Source organism: Alcaligenes sp. HNGD-HTN06, from assembly GCF_049932565.1.
GTDB classification, from domain to species: Bacteria; Pseudomonadota; Gammaproteobacteria; order Burkholderiales; family Burkholderiaceae_B; genus Alcaligenes; species Alcaligenes ammonioxydans.
The window spans coordinates 86133-104752 of the sequence record NZ_CP187782.1 but is presented as its reverse complement, the minus strand read 5'-3'; the positions used below and the strand labels follow the sequence as shown (position 1 = coordinate 104752).

The following is an 18620-nucleotide window of genomic DNA, read 5'->3' as shown; positions in this document are numbered from 1 at the left end:
ATAAACACATGAGCGAATTGTCTTTCGTGGCAGCAACGATCAGGCATGTAATACCAGACATTGACTCGCACAGGTGCCCCCGTTTTCTGGTGGCACCTTGTCCTGATTTCACTGCAAGGAATTGCCATGAGCCGCCCTCTGAAAACCGTTATTGTGAATGGAAGCCTGCATCGTCCCTCCCGCACCCAAGTGCTGCTGGATGCGCTGCGTGACACACTGAACGATCAACTGGCACTGGACGTGCAACACATCGAGCTGCTCAGTCTGCTGCCCGAACTGGGCGCAGCCCTGTCCACCGACGCCTTGCCCACCCATGCGCATCAGGCCATCCAGGCCATTGAACAGGCCGACTTTCTGATCGTGGGTTCGCCCATCTTTCGCGCAGGCATTCCGGGCCTGCTCAAGCACCTGTTCGATCTGGTCGACATGAATGCCCTGAACGGCACGCCTGTACTGCTGGCCGCCACTGGCGGCAGCCAACGCCATGCCCTGGTCATCGAACATCAGCTGCGTCCCCTGTTCAGCTTCTTCCAGGCGCTGACCCTGCCCATCGGGGTCTATGCCACGCCCGAGGAGATTCAGGACGGCGAAGTCACCAGCGCCGCCCTGCAACAGCACATCCAGCGCACCGTTGATCTGGCCGTGCCGGTACTGCACAGTATTCAAACGCGTTTGCCGCTGCGAAACTCTGTTCTGGAGGCGCAGGCAGCATGAGCCAAATCACCTCCACCACACCCGATATTTTCTGGTTCCTGCCCACTTCGGGCGACACCCGTTACCTGGGCAAATCCGACTTTGGCCGGGCACCCACTAACGAGTATCTGCGCAGCATTGCCGTTACCAGCGAGAACCTGGGCTACGACGGCTTGCTGATTCCTACCGGCGCCTCTTGCCTGGACCCCTGGGTGGTGGCGGCCAGCCTGGTTCCTGTTACCCAGCGCATCAAGCTGCTGGTGGCACTGCGTACCTCTTTGGGCGCACCCGTTTCCAGCGCACGTCAGGCAGCGTCCCTGGACCAGGCCCTGCATGGCCGTTTGCTGCTGAATGTGGTGCCCGGCGGCGATGCCACCGAACTGGCCGCCGAAGGCGTGTTTCTGGACCACGATGCCCGTTATGAATACGCCCATGAATACCTGACGATCTGGCGTCAATTGCTCTCTGGCGACACCGTAAATTTTCAGGGTAAGCACTTCAAGGTGGAGAATGGCCGCAACTTCTTCCCGCCTGTGCAAAAACCCTATCCGCCCTTGTACTTTGGCGGCTCCTCAGACGCCGCCCATGAACTGGCTGCCGAGCATGTCGATGCTTACCTCACCTGGGGCGAACCACCGGCTGCGGTGGGCAAGAAATTTGAGGACATCCGCCGCCGTGCCGCCGCCCGTGGCCGCAAATTGAGGCTGGGGGTGCGCTTGCACGTGATCGTACGTGAAACCAATGAAGAAGCCTGGGCCGAGGCGGATCGTCTGATCAGCAAATTAACGGACGAGGACATTGCCAAGGCACAGGCCAACTACGCCAGCATGGACTCGGTAGGCCAGAAGCGCATGGCCGCCTTGCATGGTGGCCGTCGCGATCAGCTGGAAGTCTCGCCCAATCTGTGGGCAGGGGTGGGGCTGGTACGGGGCGGAGCAGGCACCGCACTGGTGGGCGATGCCCAAACCGTGGCCCAGCGCTTGCAGGAATACATAGACCTGGGTGCGGACTCCTTTGTGCTCTCGGGCTACCCCCATCTGGAAGAATCCATACGCTTTGCCGAGCTGGTGTTTCCACTTCTGGGCAAACGGGCCGTCACCGTCCGTGATCGTGCCCAGACCGGTGGCGCCTTTGACGCGCGCGGCGTTCAAAACCAGCAACTTTCTTCTGCATCATGAGCCAAAAAATAATCGATCTACGCTGCCGACCTGCCTTTCTGCACAAGTTTTTCGGAGCCGAACCCGGCTCACCGGAACATGCCACTGCGCGTTGGCTGAATCGCCGTGTCGGCACTCGTGGCAGCGATACCCACTTTGAAAGATCGCTGAGTCAGGAAGGCTTTCTGGAAGAAGTACGCCAGGCCGGGCTGAGCAAAGCGGTCGTCGTCGGCCGCCACACGCCATCACAACATTTGCCCAACGACACCATTCACCAGATCGTGCATGGGCACGAAGCATTGCTGGGCATTGCCGGTATAGACCCGGCTCTGCAAGGCGAGCAGGAGGCCCTGGCCGAGGCGGAACGCGCCATCAAGGAGCTGGGCTTGTCCGGCATTGATATCGAGCCGGGTTTTGGTGTGCCGGCACGTCATCCTGATGATCCCATTTACTGGCCGGTTTACGAGTTGGCCCGTCACCTGAACGTGCCCGTCTTTTTGATGAGTGGCCCTACCACGCCAGACCCACGCTATAACGACCCGGCTGGTCTGGCCAAAGTGGCCAAAGCCTTCCCGGACCTGCCTTTGGTGGTCTATCACGGCTATTGGCCCAATGTGCAACAGGCCATAGGCCTGGCCTTTCTGCACGAGAACGTGCATCTGGTGCCGGATATGTACATTTTCCAGCCAGGCAATGAGGGCTATGTGCAGGCAGCCAATAGCTTCTTGTCCGAGCAATTGCTGTTTGGTTCGTCCTATACCTTCCGCCCGATTCGCCAGAGTATTGAAGACTTCCAGCAGCTGGGTTTCAAGGATGCGATTCTGGACAAGCTGTTTTATGGCAATGCGGCCAGGTTGTTTCAACTCTCGTAATAATTTCGATCTGAGAAACCAGGTCTTGAAATCCCATTCTCAATAACTTACCATTTTGATGAGTTTTGATAACAAGGGATGACCATGCGACCATCTGTTGTGCTCGACATGAACCGAGATGCAGTGCGTGAAGCCGTAAGCCGCTTTCGCACGGCGAATCCACGCGTCTTCGGCTCAATCCTACATGGCACCGACCAGGATGGCAGCGACATTGATTTGCTGGTTGACGCACTGCCTGGTGCGACGCTGTTCGACCTGGGAGGCCTGCAAGACGAGCTAGAATCGCTGCTTGGTATTCACGTCGATTTGCTGACGCCCGGCGACCTGCCGCCTAAATTCCGGGCCAAAGTGCTTGCAGAGGCGCAACCGGTATGAGCAAGTACCGTCTTCCGGATTACCTTGACCACATGCAGCAAGCTGCAGCCGATGCATGCGGTTTCATAGAGGGCCTGACCAGAGAAGATTTTCTTGAGGACAAACGAACCCAGCAAGCTGTCATCATGAGCCTTATCATTATTGGCGAGGCTGCTACGAAGGTAATCGATGGCTATATCGAATTCGCTCAGACACACGAACAAGTACCGTGGCGTAATATGCGCGGTATGCGCAACCGCATCGCCCACGGCTACTTCGACGTCAACCTCGAGGTGGTGTGGGACACCGTGCAGACAGCACTACCGGAATTGCTTCAACAGTTACTTGCCGTTCGTCAGGATGCAGACGGCGACACGCCATGCTGATCGGCTATGCGCGCGTCTCGACGCAAGATCAGAACCTTGAATTGCAATGCAAAGCTTTGATTCAGGCCGGGTGCCAGAAGGTCTTTGAAGACAAGGTAAGTGGCACACGAGCAAATAGTCCAGACTTGGTCAAAGCGCTCGAAATGCTGCGCGAGGGCGACACATTGGTGGTCTGGAAGCTGGACCGCTTGGGCCACTCAGTCAAGCAACTGGTCGATCTGGTCAACAAACTGCGCACACAAGGTATCCAGTTCAGAAGCCTCACCGACTCCATCGACACCAGCACGCCGTCTGGTCGGTCCTTCTTCCACGTCATGGCCAGCCTGGCCGAGATGGAGCGCGAACTGACAATCGAACGTACCCGTACCGGGCTGGAAGTCGCCAAGCAGCTTGGCCGCAAGGGTGGTCGCAAACCCAAGATGAACGACAACAAAATCAAGTCAGCCAAGAAGCTGCTGGCCAGCGGTGTACCACTCAAGGACGTGGCCAAGAACCTGGACGTATCCGTTCCTACGCTTTATCGCTGGGTGCCAGCCTCATCACGCGCTTAGCGTACTATTTTGTCGTTGATTTACCCTGAGAGGCTGCGCGCTCACAGCTGACAACATAAAGGGCACGATTAATTCGTGCCCTTTATGTTTCCAAGAGGCGGCCCCGCCTCTGGCCGCATCGGCTCAACTCTCCTTCGTCCCCACATGCCAGTAATACACTGGCTCGGCCTCGTTCAACAAAATATCCCCCACCGAACGGGCCTTGTAGATCACCGGATTGTGCGAGGCCAGAGCCCGCGCATTACGCCAGTGTCTATCCAGACGACGGGATTCCTCCAGGGCCGTGGAACCACCCACGTCGAATAGACGCGTGGCCGCCCGCAAAACCGGCTCCACCACCGCCACTTGCGCCTGTGCCGTTCGCAGTTCCAGGGCATCCAAAGTCTCGCGGGGAACCGCCACATCCGCCCGCCGCTGATCCGCAATATTCTGCAAATGAGCCGCCACATCACGCACCGCCAGCTGGGCAATATAAGCCGTGCTGGCCAGCTCGCCCACGATATGCTGCACCAAAGGATCATCCTTGGGCAACGCCGCACTGCCGTGGCTAAAGACACGTTTGCGCGCCTGTACATAAGCCACCGCATCCCGCTGCAAGGCTTGGGCAATACCCGCCAAGGTCGCCAAATGCACCAGCTGAAAATAGGCCACCAAGGGGGTAGGTTCCTGATGCGGGAAACGGATGATGGCGCTCTCGGGCACGAGCACATCGGTCAGTACCGTTGTACCGGACCCCGTCAGCCTTTGCCCAAAACCATGCCAGTCATCCAGACGCTCCACCCCTTCCTGATTGGTGGCCACCACGGCATGTACCGTTTCATCCTCCTGCTCCGTCCCGGTACTGCGGGCCACCACCGTGACCCAATCTGCGTACAAGGTGCCTGTGCTATAGAACTTGCGGCCATTCAAACGCCACTGTCCGGCCTGCTCAGGATCAGGTTCCAGCGTGGTGTGCAGTTGCCCGACAGCACCCAGGCCAGTCTCGGTGGTGGCATTGCCAAAAATCGCTCCTTGGCCTGCCAGCGGCAGCCATTGCGCTTGCGTAGTCTCATCCCGATCAATCAACAGTCGATCGATGAAGCCAAAATGAGGCCGCAGAATTTGAGCGACGTTTGAATCCGCCGCGGCCAGTTCCTGAAACAGCTCAAAGAACACCGGGATGGAAACCCCACTGCCACCCCATTGGGGCGGTACACGCAGAGCCGTGAAACCGCTGTCTTTCAGCCACAGAATGGGCGCATAGGCCAAGGTACGGGTATGCTCGCGCTCCGCCGCAGTATCGGCAATGCGCTGAAAGAGGGCGCTGAAACGGGCACGCAAGGCGCCCAGATCGGAAGCTCGTGCACTTGCTGGCGCTGCCCTTTCTGGCACAGTCCGGCGTGGCGCAACATCAGAGGTAAAAACGACAGTGTCAGTCATCATGATGTGCAGCCCTCAAGGAACCTGCGTAATGGAGGCATGACCGGTCGTCTTCCACGGCAAGGCATACAGCTTTTTGTCCCCCGCAAAAGACGTGTCGATCTGCGCGGCCACGGCAGGGGAGTTTTGATAAAGATCCACAAACTGGCGTATGCGCGGATCATCTCTATGGCCGCTCCGCGCGACAAAGCGGATGGCGTAGTACAGGTCATCTACCGTGGAATACTGCAAGGCCTTGCTGGCTAGCTCGGCCTGCCCGGCGTTCACAAAATGGGCTGGATAGCCTTGGACCAAGGGCAGGTCATCGGCTGCGCGCACCAATTGCGGCCCTTCGACTTCCACAATGCGCAGCTTTCTGGGGTTGGCCGTCACATCATGAATCGAGGCACGCGCAGCTGCCCCCTCTTTCAGCTGAATCAGGCCAGCCGTCTGCAAAAGCAGCAGGCCGCGCGCCTGATTCACCGGATCACTCGCCACCCCAACAGAAGCGCCTTCGGGCAGCGCATCCAAGGACGAATACTGCTTGGAATACAAGCCAATATTGGGCAATAAACCATAAGCCACACTTTCAATGGCATAGCCGCCTTCCTTGACGGCATTGTCCAGGAAAGCCTGATGCTGGAAGTAATTCAAATCCAGATCCCCGGAGGCCAAGGCCGTATTGGGCGTGGTCCAGTCGGTGAACTCAATCACCTCGACCTCCAGGCCCTGTTTCTTGGCCTCCTTGGCTGCCACGGCAACAGAATCGGCCAAAGAGCCGGGCGTGACGCCGATTTTCAATGCAGCAGCAGACACATGGCCCGCTAGGCTCAAAGCTGCCAAGGCAAACACGGCACGAATAGAAAAACGGGCAAACAACATGGTCCTGACCTTATAAAAGGGGTCGTAAAAAATGATTCAACGCAGCAGATACTGGCTCTTTCTCGCCCTAATCAGCTTGCCTGCAAGGCAGAGGTAGCCGCCTCATCCGATCCCGCCTCCGGGGTCGAACCGGGCACCAAATGCCGCCACTGCGCGGCAGGGTGCGTGGCAGATACCCGATCTCCTTGTCCAAACAATTGCTGGCGCAGGGTTCCACCTTCATACGCCGTGCGATAGCGGCCCCGGTTTTGCAGCTCGGGCACGATGTAGTGAGCAAAGTCCTCCCAGGTTTCAGGCACGACGATGCGGGTCAGGTTGAAGCCATCGATCTCGCCCTCATCGATCCAGGTGCTGAGCGCATCCGCCACTTGCTGCGGGTCGCCCACAATGGTTTTGTAGCGGCTGCCCAGCGTGAATTGCTCCAGCAGCTTACGGCGTGTCGTCCAGCCTTGTTTCTGGGCCGCTGCCGCTGCGGACTGAATCGCGTTGCTGGAGCCAAAGTGGATGGGTTCGTCCAGGTCATACTGGGCAAAATCCACACCCGTACTGGCCGCAAAGTGCGCCAGGCCGCCTTCGGAGCTGGCATGGGCCAGATAGTCGGCGTATTTTTCTTTAGCCTCGGCTTCCGTGGCACCCGTGACGACCGCTACACCCGCATAAATCTTCAGGTCCTGCGCTTGCCGTCCCGCATTGACCGCTGCCTGACGCAGCTTGCGGGACGAGTCCCTGGCCGCTTCCGGGTCCCGCGCACCGATGAATACGCCTTCGGCATGTTGTCCGGCAAACTGCAGCCCCCGCGCCGAGGTTCCCGCCTGGAACAACAAGGGGGTGCGCTGGGGAGAAGGCGCGCTCATATGAATTGCATTGCTGCGATAAAACGGCCCTTCGTGATGCACGGTATGCACTTTCTCGGGTAGGGCATGGATACGACGCTGCTTGTCGGCAATCAGCGCGCCATCTTCCCAGCTGCCTTCCCACAGCTTGTAAGCCAATTGCAGAAAGTCCTCGGCCCGGTCGTAACGGCTGTCGTGTGCATCCAGACCATCCTGCCCCAAACCCCGCGCCCCGCTATCCACATAACCCGTCACGATGTTCCAGCCTATGCGGCCATTGCTTAGCTGATCCAGCGTGCTGACATCGCGTGCGAAGGTGTAGGGGTGATGAGCCGCCACTGACGCTGTCAGACCAAAGCCAATATGTTGCGTGACGGCTGCCATGGCCGAGACCAGCAGCCAGGGGTTGTTCACCGGTAGTTGAATACCCTCGCGCAGCGTCAAGTCCACACCTTGCTGGTAAACGTCGTAATAGCCGACCACATCCGCCAGAAAGATGCCGTCGAACAAGCCTTTTTCCAGCGTTTTGGCCAGATCAGTCCAGTACTTCAGAGTGTGATACTGCGTGGATTGATCACGCGGATGCGTCCACAAACCATGATGAATATGGCCCACGCAATTCATGTTGAAAGCGTTGATATGGATGTGTTTCTTGGGCTGCGTCATGGGGCATTCTCCTTGCTTAATGCGGCAACCAGGTCAGGCGATACAGCTTTTTCTCGCCCTGGTAGAACTGATCGATTGCCTCGCGCACCGCAGGCGATGTTTTGTAGACCTCCAGGAACTGGGCAATGCGCGGGTCTTTCGTCTTGTCGCTACGGGCCACAAACTGAATCGCCCAGGAGTCGTCCTCGTAACTGGTCAAGGACAAGGCTTTCGTAGCATCAAAGGCTTTGGAGGCCAGGATGAAATACGGAAAGCCTTGAGCCAGATCCACGTCCTGCGTGGCACGTGCCAATTGCGGGCCTTCCACTTCCACAAACTTCAGGTTCTTGGGGTTGGAAACAATGTCATCGGGCGTGCCCAGCAAGCCGGTCTCGGGGCGCAGCGTGATCAAACCTGCATGCTGTAACAGACGCAACCCACGGCCTACGTTGACGGCGTCACTGGCAATCGCCACTTTTGCGCCATCGGGCAAGTCGGCCAGGGTGGCGTGCTTGAGGGAATACAGACCCAGGTAAGACAAAATGCCCGGCTGCACGCTGACCAGCTTGAAGCCCTTGTCGCGCACCGCATTGGCCAGGTAGTTGCTGTTCTGGTAGTAGTTCAGATCAATATCGCCCGCGTCCAGCGCCACATTCGGTGTAGCCCAATCGGTAAATTCGATCACCTGCACATCCACACCCTGCTGCTTGGCCTCCTGAGCGGCAACGACCACCGAGTCCGCAAAAATGCCGGGCACAACACCGATTTTCAAAGGAGCTGCGGTCGCTGTGCTACTCAACAAGACGGCGGTCGAGACAAGGCTGAATGCCGTCAGTTTTTTAAGAAATCGCGAGATAGTCATCAATCAAAATCCAGATAAAAGAGAAAGGCTCGTGGCCTAAAAAAACAGGCCATATCGAAGCAAAATGGCATCACAAGGCCCCATGACGCGGCGGACGCACGCCATTCAGGGCATAGTTGCCAATGGCGTGGTACTTCCAGCGCACCGGGTCATGCAGGGTATGGACGCGTGCATTGCGCCAGTAGCGATCGAGGCCATGCTGGGCTTGCGTAGCGCTGGTGCCCCCCAGTTCAAACAGCTTGCTGCCTGCCAGCAGGCTGGCGCTGGTGGACAAGGCTTTGGCCTGCGCCACGGCAATGGAAGCCTGGGCCACGCTGTCCTCATCCGGGGCGTGCTGGGCGGCATCCACATAGCGGGCGGCGCGGGCCAGCAGCGCTTGCGCGGCACGCAAACGCACATGCACATTGCCCACCTCCTGCAGCAGCAAGGGGTCCTGTGCGGCGGTATCCACGCCAGCGGTAATCCAGGGGCGGCTGTGCTCGCGGATAAAGGGCAAGGTGGCCTCGAAAGCCCCTTGGCCTATGCCCAAATCCAGTGCTGCATGGATGATCTGGGCATAGGGACCAATAGTGGTCGGACGCTCGAAGGAGTCCGTGAACGGCACGACCCATTGTGGCTGCACAGGAACACGTGTGAACTCCACCGAGCCGCTGCCTGTCACTCGTTGGCCAAAGCCGTCCCAATCGTCTGTCAGCGTGACGCCTGCAGCCCCACGCGGTACAAAAACCAGATACAGGCGGCCATCATCAGGCGAGGTCGTCAGCGTGGGAATCCAGTGTGCAAACAGCGAACCCGTGCAATAGAATTTGCGGCCATCCACAAACCAGCCATCGGGTTCTTTCAGCAATTGCGTGCGACGGACAAAGTCCTTCTTGCCGATCTCTGCCAATGCATTGCCAAAGCGTTTGCCTTGCAGCACCTGATCGTAGAAAAAGGCCTTTTGCTCGTGCGTCGCCCCCACGCGCAACACTTCCAAGGCGTAGTAGTGGTTTTGCGGGATATGGCCAAAGTTGCCATCGGCCTTGGCAATGCGCTGCACGACACGGGTGAGCACATCGGCGGAAACGCCCGCGCCGCCGTATTCTTTGGGGACCGTAATGCCCCATAAGCCACTTTGACTGAATTGCTCCACCTCTCGATGCGGCAAGATACGGTCGCGGTCACGTTCCAGCGCATCCTGGGCAATGAATTGTGCAAACTGCTCGGCGGCTTGCAGCGCTTCGGCCTCGGACTGGATGATGTGTACGGATGTAGAAAGCTGTGTAGTCATGGCCTCAATTCCATTGGTGATAAGACGGCGAGGCGCCATTGAACAGGTAATTGCCCAGCAAGTGATATTTCCAGCGCACCGGGTCATGCAAGGTGTGCACGCGGGCGTTGCGCCAGTGGCGATCCAGGTTATGAGCCGCACGGGTGGACGACGAGCCAGCCAAGGCAAAGAGCTGTTCGCTGGCATTCAAGGCCGCTTCCGTCGTCAGGATTTTGGCCTCGGCAACAGCCACCGACGCACGGGCGCTGCTGTCTGCATCCACGGGCTTGGCGGCCAACTCATCCAGCAAACGCGCTGCCTCCAGCAAAACTTCCTGAGCGGCATCCACCTCAATCTGCAAGGCACCCACTTCCTGAATGATGTGAGGGTCCTGCGTGGCACTGGCCACACCCGAATCGGTCCAGGGGCGCGCACGATTGCGGACAAATTCCAGCGCATCCTGCAAGGCACCCTGGGCGATACCGGCATCAATACTGGCTTGAATCAGTTGAGAAATCGGGCCTGACAGGGAAGGCTTGTCCGCAAAACGCCAGCTTTCCAGCACATGGTCTTCCTCGACCAAAACCTGATCGAACACCACGCTGCCACTGGCGGTGGTGCGTTGCCCAAAGGCATTCCAGTCATCAATCACCTGCACACCAGGCGCATCGCGGCGTACCCAGACTTGCACGCCACGGCCTTGCTCATCCGCAGCCCGGAAAGGAATCCAATGCGCGAACAAGGCGCCGGTTGAATAAAAGCGTGTACCGCTGACACGCAAGCTGCCATCCGCTGCCCGCGCAAGATGGGCAGTGATGTCGGTAATCACCGCTGCCTTGCCCTTTTTCTCCGGCCCGCCATTGCCTAAACGTGCGCCTTGCAGCACCGCCTTGAACCAACGCTGCTTTTGAGATTCGGTGCCGGTATCTTTCAGGTTCTGGATCAGCGCGAAATGGTTTTGCGGAATCTGACCCAGGGAAGGATCAGCCGCGCTGATGATGGCAAACACCTGCACCAGCGTTTCGTTGGAAGCTTCCAGACCGCCATAGGCTTTGGGGATAGTGATGGCACCCAGGCCACGGGCGGTATAGCGCTCTATCTCGTCCCAGGGAAGCTGGCGCAGGCGGTCGCGCTCGGCAGCAGTTTGCGCAAATTCAGTGGCCAATTGCCGAGCAATGGCGAGGGCTTCGGCTTCACTGCCAATCACATGAGGCTGTTGGGGGGGCAAGGGCAGACGCGGCTTTGCAGATGCTTCGGGCAAAGCTCCGCCCTGAGTAATCCGATCATTCATACGGCACTCTTTTCAATGACTAAAAACGGTAGGGATAGACGCAGCTGCCAGCACCTGCGTCCCAGCTCAAGACAGAGCGTCCGAGCAAACAAAGAACATCACATTCATTACCAAGGCGACGCCACTACGTGCGCCAGCCCTTGGCTGAACTCGGATCAACGGGCACGCAGCCTTTGCACGTAACGGTCTCCCGCAAACTGCACCGCTGTGACCAGGGCAATCAGCACCGCAATGACAATCAGCATCACCTGCGTGTCAAAGCGCTGATAGCCATAGCGGATCGCCAAGTCCCCCAGGCCACCGGCACCGACCGCACCGGCCATGGCCGAGGAACTGATCAAGGCCACGATGGTGATGGTGAAGCCACCCACAATGCCGGGCAGCGCCTCGGGCAAATAGACATGGCGCACGATGTCCCACTTCTTGCAGCCCATGGCTTGAGCCGCTTCAATCAGGCCCGAGTCCACCTCACGCAGACTGACTTCCGCAATACGGGCGAAAAAAGGAGTCGCGCTGATTGCCAGGGGCACAATGGCCGCCCACACGCCAATCGTGGTGCCGGCCAGCAAACGCGTGAAGGGGATCAAGGCGACCAGCAAAACAATAAAGGGCGTGGCCCGAAAACCATTCACTACGCTACCCACCGCCCGGTTGATCTTGGGCGACTCCCAAAAGCCATGAGGAGCCGTCACGATCAAAAGCACCGCCAGCGGAATGCCGGCCAGAAAGGCGATCGCCCCCGACACGCCCACCATCATCAGTGTGTCCAGAAAAGCCTGCCCGTATCGCTCAACGGGGATACTCAGATTCCACAACATATCCAATGTCCTCAATGTGATGCGCGATGGCCGCCGGGCCTTGCGTCAGGGATGTCAAATCGGGCAGGCTTACATGCCCTTCAATGGCGACCAGCAAACGTCCGTGTGCATGGCCTTGAATACGGTCCACGCCGCCATGAACCAGTTGGGGCTGGCCGGGCAGGCTGCGGGCAATGTGCAACAAGTCGGGCTCCCAGCCGCCTTCGCCGCTGTAGCTCAGTTGCAAAATGCGGCTGTATGTTCCGGTTTTAGGCGGCTCTTGCACCAGTCGTGCCTGCAAATCCTCCGGCAAGCTATGTTGCAAAGGTGCCAACAGCGCCTTGGTGGCGTCATGCTGCGGTTTGCCAAATACACGCCAGACCTCGCCCAGCTCGGCAATGCGGCCTTTTTCCAGCACCAGCACGCGGTCGGCGATTTCACGGATCACGCTCATCTCGTGCGTAATCAGCACGACGGTGATGCCCAGACGGCGGTTAATGTCCTTGAGCAGGCTCAGGATGGACTGTGTGGTTTCCGGGTCCAGAGCCGAAGTCGCTTCATCGCACAGCAAAATCTCCGGGCCGGTGGCCAAGGCGCGAGCAATGCCCACACGCTGCTTTTGCCCACCCGACAAACGACTGGGATAGGTATCGGCCTTGTCTTGCAAGCCGACCAGTTGCAGCAGTTCCTGAACGCGCTGGGCGATGTGCTGCGCGGACACACCCGCCACCTTCAAGGGCAGGGCCACGTTCTCGAACACCGTCTTGGCTGACAGCAAATTGAAATGCTGAAAAATCATGCCGATGCGGCGACGCAGCTGCACCAGCTCCGATTCATTCAGACGGGCAATGTCCACGCCATCGACCAACACCTGGCCGCTGCTTGGGCGCTCCAGCCGATTAATGGTCCGCAGCAAGCTGGATTTACCCGCACCACTGCGGCCAATAATGCCGAAAATGCTGCCCGGCTCGATGTCCAGATCAATGTCCTGCAAAGCAGGCACAGCGCCTGCCGAGGACTGATAGATTTTGGACAGATTACGAAAGGCCACGCTGCCTGCCTTCACGGCACTGGACCGCGGTTCCCGTTCCACTTTGACAGACGCACTGGCCTTGTGAAGCTCACGCTGGCCGGCGGCCTGTTCGGCGGTGTCGCGCACTAGATCGGCATGACGCCGTAATACGGATGTGTAGGCCATATCACTTGCTCGCTGCGCTGCCACCTTGCCAGGGCAAGGTGTACAGATTGGGGTTGTGATCAAAACGGTCTGCAATCGTGTTGCGCACCGCCTGCGACTGCTGAAACAGTTCGACAAACTGTTTCAGTGCCGGGTCATTGACGCGGTCTTTGCGCGTGGCAAAACCCATGGCGTAAAAGGTGTCGGCAATACCGGAATAGACCAGGGCCTTGCCCGCATCCGCCTTGCGACCTGCGCTGACAAAATAGCTGGGCCAGACCACGGCCAGATCTACATCTGGCAGGGAATGAATCAGTTGCGGGCCTTCAATTTCCACCAGCTTGAGTTGCTTGGGGTTATCCACCACATCATTGACCGTGGCACCGGTATCCAGACCATGACGCAAGGTGATCAAGCCTGCTTGTTGCAACAGCAAAAGACCCCGGCCCTGATTGACCGGATCATTCGGTAAAGACACAGTGGCGCCCTTGGGAACCTGGTCCAGAGACTGATACTTGTTCGAGTACAGGCCAATGTTTTGCAGCAAGCCCAGACCAATCAATTCCAGCTCGTAGCCACGCTCCTTGATGGCATTGTTCAGAAAGGCTTGGTGCTGAAAGAAATTCACATCAATATCGCGGTTATTGACAGCCTCGTTGGGCAGCGTCCAATCCGTAAACTCGACCAGCTCAATATCCAGACCATGCTTCCTGCCTTCCGGGATCAGCGCTTGTACCGCATCCGCGGTAGCGCCAGGAAGAGAGCCCACTTTGATTACCGCTGCCACACTGTTCCAAGGAAGGACGGCAGCCAACACCATGCCCAGCGCCCAGCGCGGCAGGCGAGCAGAAAAAATCGCAGTCATTACTTCGCTCCTTCTTGCTTGTTCAACCAGGCCAGGGTGTAGAGTCGTTCGTCGTTATTGAACGCGGCTCGCGACACATCACGCACGGACTGGGCGTTTTGATAGATGGAAATGAACTTTTGAATGACGGGGTCGCGAGTACGGTCTGCTTTCACCACGAACTGGATCGCAAACTGCGCATCTTCAATACCCGAGTAGGCCAGCCCACTGGAAGGATCAAAGGCCTTGGCCGCCACGATGAAATGCGGATAGCCCTGGGCAATATCCACATCCCCCGTAATACGCACCAGTTGCGGGCCTTCCACTTCCACAAAGCTGAGCTTTTTGGGGTTCTCGACAATGTCATTCAGACTGCCCAGGTAACCGACCTCCGGCTTGAGCGTGATCAGCCCGACCTTCTGCAGCAATAACAGGCCACGGCCCTGGTTCACGGGATCGTTGGCGATGCCTACCTTGCCGCCTTGGGGAACCTGTTCTACCGCCTGATGCTTGAGCGAATACAGCCCCACATTGGCCAGAATGCCCGTGCCCGCGCTGGCCAGCTTGTAGCCGTTTTTCTCAATGGCGTTTTTCAGAAAAGGCTGGTGCTGGAAATAGTTGATATCAATATCGCCGTTATCCACTGCCACATTGGGCGTGGTCCAGTCGGTGAACTCAATCACCTCGACATTGATGCCTTGGGCCTTGGCATCCTGAGCCGCCGCATTGATGGAATCGGCATAGGCACCGGGTACCACCCCAATGCGTAAGGAGTCGGCGGCGATGGCCGGAGAAACAGCCAGCACAAGGGCACTAGCTACGATAAGTTTGGACAGATGCTGGAGCATGGTAAACAGTGCCTCAAAGGGTGGGCCTGCGCTTGCAGGCAAATCTTGGAAGCTTCTATTACATCGACTCCCTTCCCCTGGCACCACAACAGAACAATCATTTACTTATGCTGGCTAATGGCTGGATAAAATTACTTCAAGTTATTGATATTTATATTATTTTTTTAAATAAACTAAACACTGGCAACGATGAGGTCTGTGCTATTTCATGCGCGTTTCAAGTTAGTCGTGGGAGAGCAAGGACAAAGGTCACAAATGGTTTTTTGTCGGCCTCCGCGCAATTTTTCCAAACTTATATCAAGAAACTTAACTTATAATTAACTTATATTCTGTCCATGAACTCGATATTCTGGACACCCAAAGCCGCCAAACAACTGCGCAAGATCGACAGGCAACACCAAGGCGCTATCCGCGACGGTGTCGGCAACTTGGCTGATATGCCCAATTGCTCCGGATCGCAAAACATCAAAGCGCTGACGAATCACCCGTATGGCTATCGCCTGCGCATCGGAAACTATCGCGTCCTGTTTGATTGGGACGCAGAAATAAGAATTATCGACATCCAGGAAGTGAGAAAGCGCGATGAACGTACGTACTAACATTCAGATCATCAATGGCCCGGACGGCAATCCCGCTTTTGTCGTGATTCCCTACCAGGACTACATCGCCAGCCAGGCCCAGGACGGCGGGCTAATCCCCCACGCCGTCGTCAGCAGCACGATCGACGGTGCAACGCCGGTTCGGGCATGGCGTGAACACCTTGGGCTGACACAGGCAGAGCTGGCCGCTCGCCTGGGTATCAGCCAATCTGCCTATGCTCAGCAAGAGAGCAGCGAGCGGCTACGCAAAAGCAGCCTGGAGCGCATTGCCGCCGCGCTTGGGATTACACCTGAGCAACTCGACTTCTAAGCCAGGAACGGCGGTTTGCAAGCCCACCAGACCCGCAGGGCTACAAAAATCCAAAGACCATAAAAAATCCGCCCGAAGGCGGATTCTTTATGGCAGCAACACAGCTTAGCCGCGAACCTTGACCAGGATTTCGTCCAGCCAGGCCAGCATCAGGTCGATTTCGTCAGCTGTGATGTTCAGCGCTGGCATGAAACGCAGCAGGTTCGGACGTGGCGAATTCAGCAGCATGCCTTCTGGAGCGCGGTCGCGGGCAGCAGCCACGATTTCCGGGCCGTCGTCCTGATCCAGGATCAGGGCACGCAGCAAGCCTTCGCCACGCTCGCCGTTCATGCCCCACTTGGCGCTGATGGCCAGCAAGCCTTCGGACAACTGCTTGGCGCGGGCATTGACCGACTCCAGAAAGCCGGGAGCCGTCAATTCATCGAACACAGCCACGCCAGCCGCGGTCATCAAGGGGTTGCCATTGTAGGTGCCGCCCTGGTCACCAGGCTGGAAGCAGGACACTTCTTCGCGGGCGCACAGTGCCGACAGCGGCACGCCACCACCAATGCCTTTACCCAGCGTCATGATGTCCGGACGGACGCCCGAGTGCTCGTAGGCAAACAGGGTACCGGTGCGGCCCATGCCGGTTTGCACTTCGTCCACGATCAGCAGCAGCTTGTGCTCGTCGGCCAAGGCGCGCAGACCCTTCATGAATTCCACGGTAGCAGGAATGACACCGGCCTCGCCCTGCACGGGTTCGAGCATGATGCCCACGGTTTGATCGTCGATCAGCGCGCGCACGGATTCCAGATCGTTCAGCTTGGCTTTCGGAAAGCCTTCAACCTGAGGAGCAAACATGCGATCCCAACCGGGTTTGCCGGACAGGGACATGGTAGCCAGGGTACGGCCATGGAAGGAGTGCTCAAAAGAAATGATCTTGTAAGCGTTGTTCTTGTTGATCTGACCCCATTTGCGCGCCAGCTTGATGGCACCCTCGTTGGCTTCACCACCGCTGTTGGCAAAGAACACGCGGTCAAAGCAGGAGTGCTCCACGATGCGTTTGGCCAGCTCAATAGAGGGCTCGTTGTAGAACGCAGGCGAAGGATTGATCAATTTGGACGCCTGTTCGGTGATCGCCTTGATCACGTTGGCAGGGCTGTGGCCCAGCGCGTTCACGGCCCAGCCCTGGACCGTATCCAGGTATCGCTTGCCGTTGTGATCTTGCAGCCAGGAACCTTCTCCTCGCACAAAGACCAACTCCGGACGCTGGGTAATTTCCATTAATGCACGTACACCGGCCCGATCGAATTCCATAACGGCAAACCTTGATGAAAATGAAAAAAAAATAAACCAGCCCGGCGGCTGGACAATTTATTCTAACGCAGCCCACCCCCGGCAGGACGCTTATGCCTGGGACAATGGTCATCTGGCCGCGGATTGTCCCTTTTCTGGTACACATCCGCGCCCTGGCAGGCGCCAAAGCGTTTTAAGCCTGAAGTCTTTACGCAGTAACGGGGTGGAGGTGGCTAAGGCACGTCTGTCTAAAACCTGTCATCCAGGCAGCAGCCTGGCAAAGCGCTGCCTGCCTAAAACAAACCGTCCAGATCCAGTTGCCGAGGCTGCTCCTGCGGCATTTCACTGATAGGCAGCAAAGCGCTGGCTTTCACACCCAGCAAGCGCAAACGTCTGTCCAGCACGGCGCGTTTCAAATTCTGGCGGGCGGCGGCCAGAATGGCATCGGCCGCCAGCACCGGAGTGGGCAGGGACAGGTCGCGCGTCACGATTTTGAAGTCCTCGAACTTCAGCTTGATGCCTATGGTTTGGGCGCACATGGCAGATTTGCGCAGATCCTGCTCCAGCTTTTCACACAAGGACTCCAGCACCGAGGACAGGCGGGAGCGATCCATGCGCACGTGCAGATCACGCTCAAACGTGGTTTCACGGCTGATGGACTTGGGGGTGCGATCCGTCGTCAGGGGACGGTCGTCCTGGCCGTGGGCCACGGCCATCAGCCACTGTGCATACCGCAGGCCAAAATGCTCCTGCAGCTTCTCCGCCGGGGTGGCCGCCAGCTCTCCAATCTGCCCAATGCCCAGCTCTGTCAGCTTGAGTACCGACTTGGGGCCAATCCCATTGATCTTGCCCACCGCCAGCGGCCAGATGCGGGTAGGCACATCGTCCATGGTCAGCACGCAGGCCCCATTGGGCTTGTTCAGCTCCGAGGCAATCTTGGAGAGCAGCTTGTTGGGAGTAATGCCCACGGAGCAGGTCAGGCCCGTGGCCTGGTTCACCGCTTGGCGGATCTGCTCGGCCAGTGCGTGGCTGTCTTCGGTCTTATGACTGAGGTCTACATAGATCTCGTCGATGCCCCGGTCCTCGATATGGTCCGAGACCGTGGCCACGGCCTGTTTAAACAGACGCGAATAATGGCGATAGGCTTGAAAATCCGCAGGCAGCAAGATGGCGTCGGGAGCCAGTTGAGCCGCCTTCATTAAACCCATGGCCGAGAACACGCCCAACTGGCGTGCTTCATAGGTAGAAGTCGTGGCCACCCCGCGCCCCACGTAATCGGCCAGACGGGCATGTTGCCAGCTGCCGTCAGGCAACTGACGCGGCGCATCAGCACTGCGCCCGCCGATCACCACGGGGCGGCCACGCAAATGCGGGTAGCGCAGCAGCTCTACCGAGGCATAAAACGCATCCATATCCACATGAGCGATGCGTCGCTCCAGAGGGGTTTCTTCTTGTCCCGTCACCACGGCCAGCCTGTTAACTGTATATACGTACACCATTATAGCGACAAGCGGGCTGGACGCTGGGGGCTACTGAATAAGCGGCAAGATGATATAAATCACTAATTATCGTTACGCTGACGGCGAGCTGAAACTAC

20 protein-coding genes are annotated in these 18620 nt (G+C 57.9%); 8 read left to right on the top strand and 12 right to left on the bottom strand.

Features of this window, described 5'->3' with window-relative positions:
- Positions 1-126 precede the first annotated feature (126 nt).
- The 6 genes from msuE (at position 127) to ACOZ42_RS00455 (ending at position 4013) form a co-directional block, all read left to right on the top strand.
- Positions 127-714: an FMN reductase gene (gene msuE, locus ACOZ42_RS00480; protein ID WP_426345418.1), complete on the top strand. Its 588-nt coding sequence runs from the start codon at positions 127-129 to the stop codon at positions 712-714.
- Entirely contained in the window at positions 711-1871 is a 1161-nt protein-coding gene (gene ssuD, locus ACOZ42_RS00475) for an FMNH2-dependent alkanesulfonate monooxygenase (RefSeq protein WP_426345417.1), read from the top strand. Before msuE ends, ssuD begins: the two co-directional genes overlap by 4 nt.
- Entirely contained in the window at positions 1868-2722 is an 855-nt protein-coding gene (locus tag ACOZ42_RS00470; protein WP_426345416.1) for an amidohydrolase family protein, read from the top strand. Before ssuD ends, ACOZ42_RS00470 begins: the two co-directional genes overlap by 4 nt.
- 84 nt (positions 2723-2806) lie before the next feature.
- Complete coding sequence (locus ACOZ42_RS00465) at positions 2807-3097, top strand: nucleotidyltransferase family protein (RefSeq protein WP_042485281.1); 291 nt, start codon at positions 2807-2809, stop codon at positions 3095-3097.
- Positions 3094-3462, top strand: coding sequence for a DUF86 domain-containing protein (locus ACOZ42_RS00460; RefSeq protein ID WP_426345415.1), 369 nt, complete (start codon positions 3094-3096; stop codon positions 3460-3462). The genes ACOZ42_RS00465 and ACOZ42_RS00460 overlap by 4 nt, the downstream gene beginning before the upstream one ends.
- A complete protein-coding gene (locus tag ACOZ42_RS00455) occupies positions 3456-4013 on the top strand; it encodes a recombinase family protein (RefSeq protein WP_426345414.1) in 558 nt (185 codons plus the stop codon). The genes ACOZ42_RS00460 and ACOZ42_RS00455 overlap by 7 nt, the downstream gene beginning before the upstream one ends.
- A 123-nt stretch (positions 4014-4136) precedes the next feature.
- On the opposite strand, the gene ACOZ42_RS00450 is transcribed toward ACOZ42_RS00455, so the two are convergent.
- The 10 genes from ACOZ42_RS00450 to ACOZ42_RS00405 all read right to left on the bottom strand — a co-directional run bounded on the left by ACOZ42_RS00450 (position 4137) and on the right by ACOZ42_RS00405 (position 14839).
- Positions 4137-5435, bottom strand: coding sequence for an acyl-CoA dehydrogenase family protein (locus ACOZ42_RS00450; protein WP_426345413.1), 1299 nt, complete (start codon positions 5433-5435; stop codon positions 4137-4139).
- A gap of 12 nt (positions 5436-5447) precedes the next feature.
- A complete protein-coding gene (locus tag ACOZ42_RS00445; protein ID WP_336580038.1) occupies positions 5448-6293 on the bottom strand; it encodes a MetQ/NlpA family ABC transporter substrate-binding protein in 846 nt (281 codons plus the stop codon).
- 71 nt (positions 6294-6364) lie between these two features.
- Entirely contained in the window at positions 6365-7792 is a 1428-nt protein-coding gene (locus tag ACOZ42_RS00440) for an LLM class flavin-dependent oxidoreductase (RefSeq protein ID WP_426345412.1), read from the bottom strand.
- A gap of 16 nt (positions 7793-7808) precedes the next feature.
- Positions 7809-8633: a MetQ/NlpA family ABC transporter substrate-binding protein gene (locus ACOZ42_RS00435; protein WP_426345411.1), complete on the bottom strand. Its 825-nt coding sequence runs from the start codon at positions 8631-8633 to the stop codon at positions 7809-7811.
- A gap of 70 nt (positions 8634-8703) precedes the next feature.
- A complete protein-coding gene (locus tag ACOZ42_RS00430; protein ID WP_426345410.1) occupies positions 8704-9903 on the bottom strand; it encodes an SfnB family sulfur acquisition oxidoreductase in 1200 nt (399 codons plus the stop codon).
- Between the two features lie 4 nt (positions 9904-9907).
- On the bottom strand, positions 9908-11173 hold the full coding sequence (locus ACOZ42_RS00425; RefSeq protein ID WP_426345409.1) for an SfnB family sulfur acquisition oxidoreductase: 1266 nt from the start codon (positions 11171-11173) through the stop codon (positions 9908-9910).
- Positions 11174-11328: 155 nt separating this feature from the next.
- Entirely contained in the window at positions 11329-11991 is a 663-nt protein-coding gene (locus tag ACOZ42_RS00420; RefSeq protein ID WP_003800613.1) for a methionine ABC transporter permease, read from the bottom strand.
- Positions 11963-13168: a methionine ABC transporter ATP-binding protein gene (locus ACOZ42_RS00415; RefSeq protein WP_426345408.1), complete on the bottom strand. Its 1206-nt coding sequence runs from the start codon at positions 13166-13168 to the stop codon at positions 11963-11965. The genes ACOZ42_RS00420 and ACOZ42_RS00415 overlap by 29 nt, the downstream gene beginning before the upstream one ends.
- A gap of 1 nt (position 13169) precedes the next feature.
- A complete protein-coding gene (locus tag ACOZ42_RS00410) occupies positions 13170-14012 on the bottom strand; it encodes a MetQ/NlpA family ABC transporter substrate-binding protein (protein ID WP_003800619.1) in 843 nt (280 codons plus the stop codon).
- A complete protein-coding gene (locus ACOZ42_RS00405; protein ID WP_003800621.1) occupies positions 14012-14839 on the bottom strand; it encodes a MetQ/NlpA family ABC transporter substrate-binding protein in 828 nt (275 codons plus the stop codon). Before ACOZ42_RS00405 ends, ACOZ42_RS00410 begins: the two co-directional genes overlap by 1 nt.
- 335 nt (positions 14840-15174) lie before the next feature.
- On the opposite strand from ACOZ42_RS00405, the gene ACOZ42_RS00400 reads away from it, so the two are divergent.
- Both ACOZ42_RS00400 and ACOZ42_RS00395 read left to right on the top strand, forming a co-directional pair.
- Positions 15175-15438: a type II toxin-antitoxin system RelE family toxin gene (locus tag ACOZ42_RS00400; RefSeq protein ID WP_003800623.1), complete on the top strand. Its 264-nt coding sequence runs from the start codon at positions 15175-15177 to the stop codon at positions 15436-15438.
- Positions 15422-15748, top strand: coding sequence for a helix-turn-helix domain-containing protein (locus ACOZ42_RS00395; protein WP_415302029.1), 327 nt, complete (start codon positions 15422-15424; stop codon positions 15746-15748). Before ACOZ42_RS00400 ends, ACOZ42_RS00395 begins: the two co-directional genes overlap by 17 nt.
- Before the next feature lie 105 nt (positions 15749-15853).
- On the opposite strand, the gene ACOZ42_RS00390 is transcribed toward ACOZ42_RS00395, so the two are convergent.
- On the bottom strand, positions 15854-17044 hold the full coding sequence (locus ACOZ42_RS00390) for an acetylornithine transaminase (RefSeq protein ID WP_240209160.1): 1191 nt from the start codon (positions 17042-17044) through the stop codon (positions 15854-15856).
- Between the two features lie 272 nt (positions 17045-17316).
- Complete coding sequence (gene dinB / locus ACOZ42_RS00385; RefSeq protein ID WP_230406345.1) at positions 17317-18435, bottom strand: DNA polymerase IV; 1119 nt, start codon at positions 18433-18435, stop codon at positions 17317-17319.
- Positions 18436-18620: the final 185 nt, after the last annotated feature.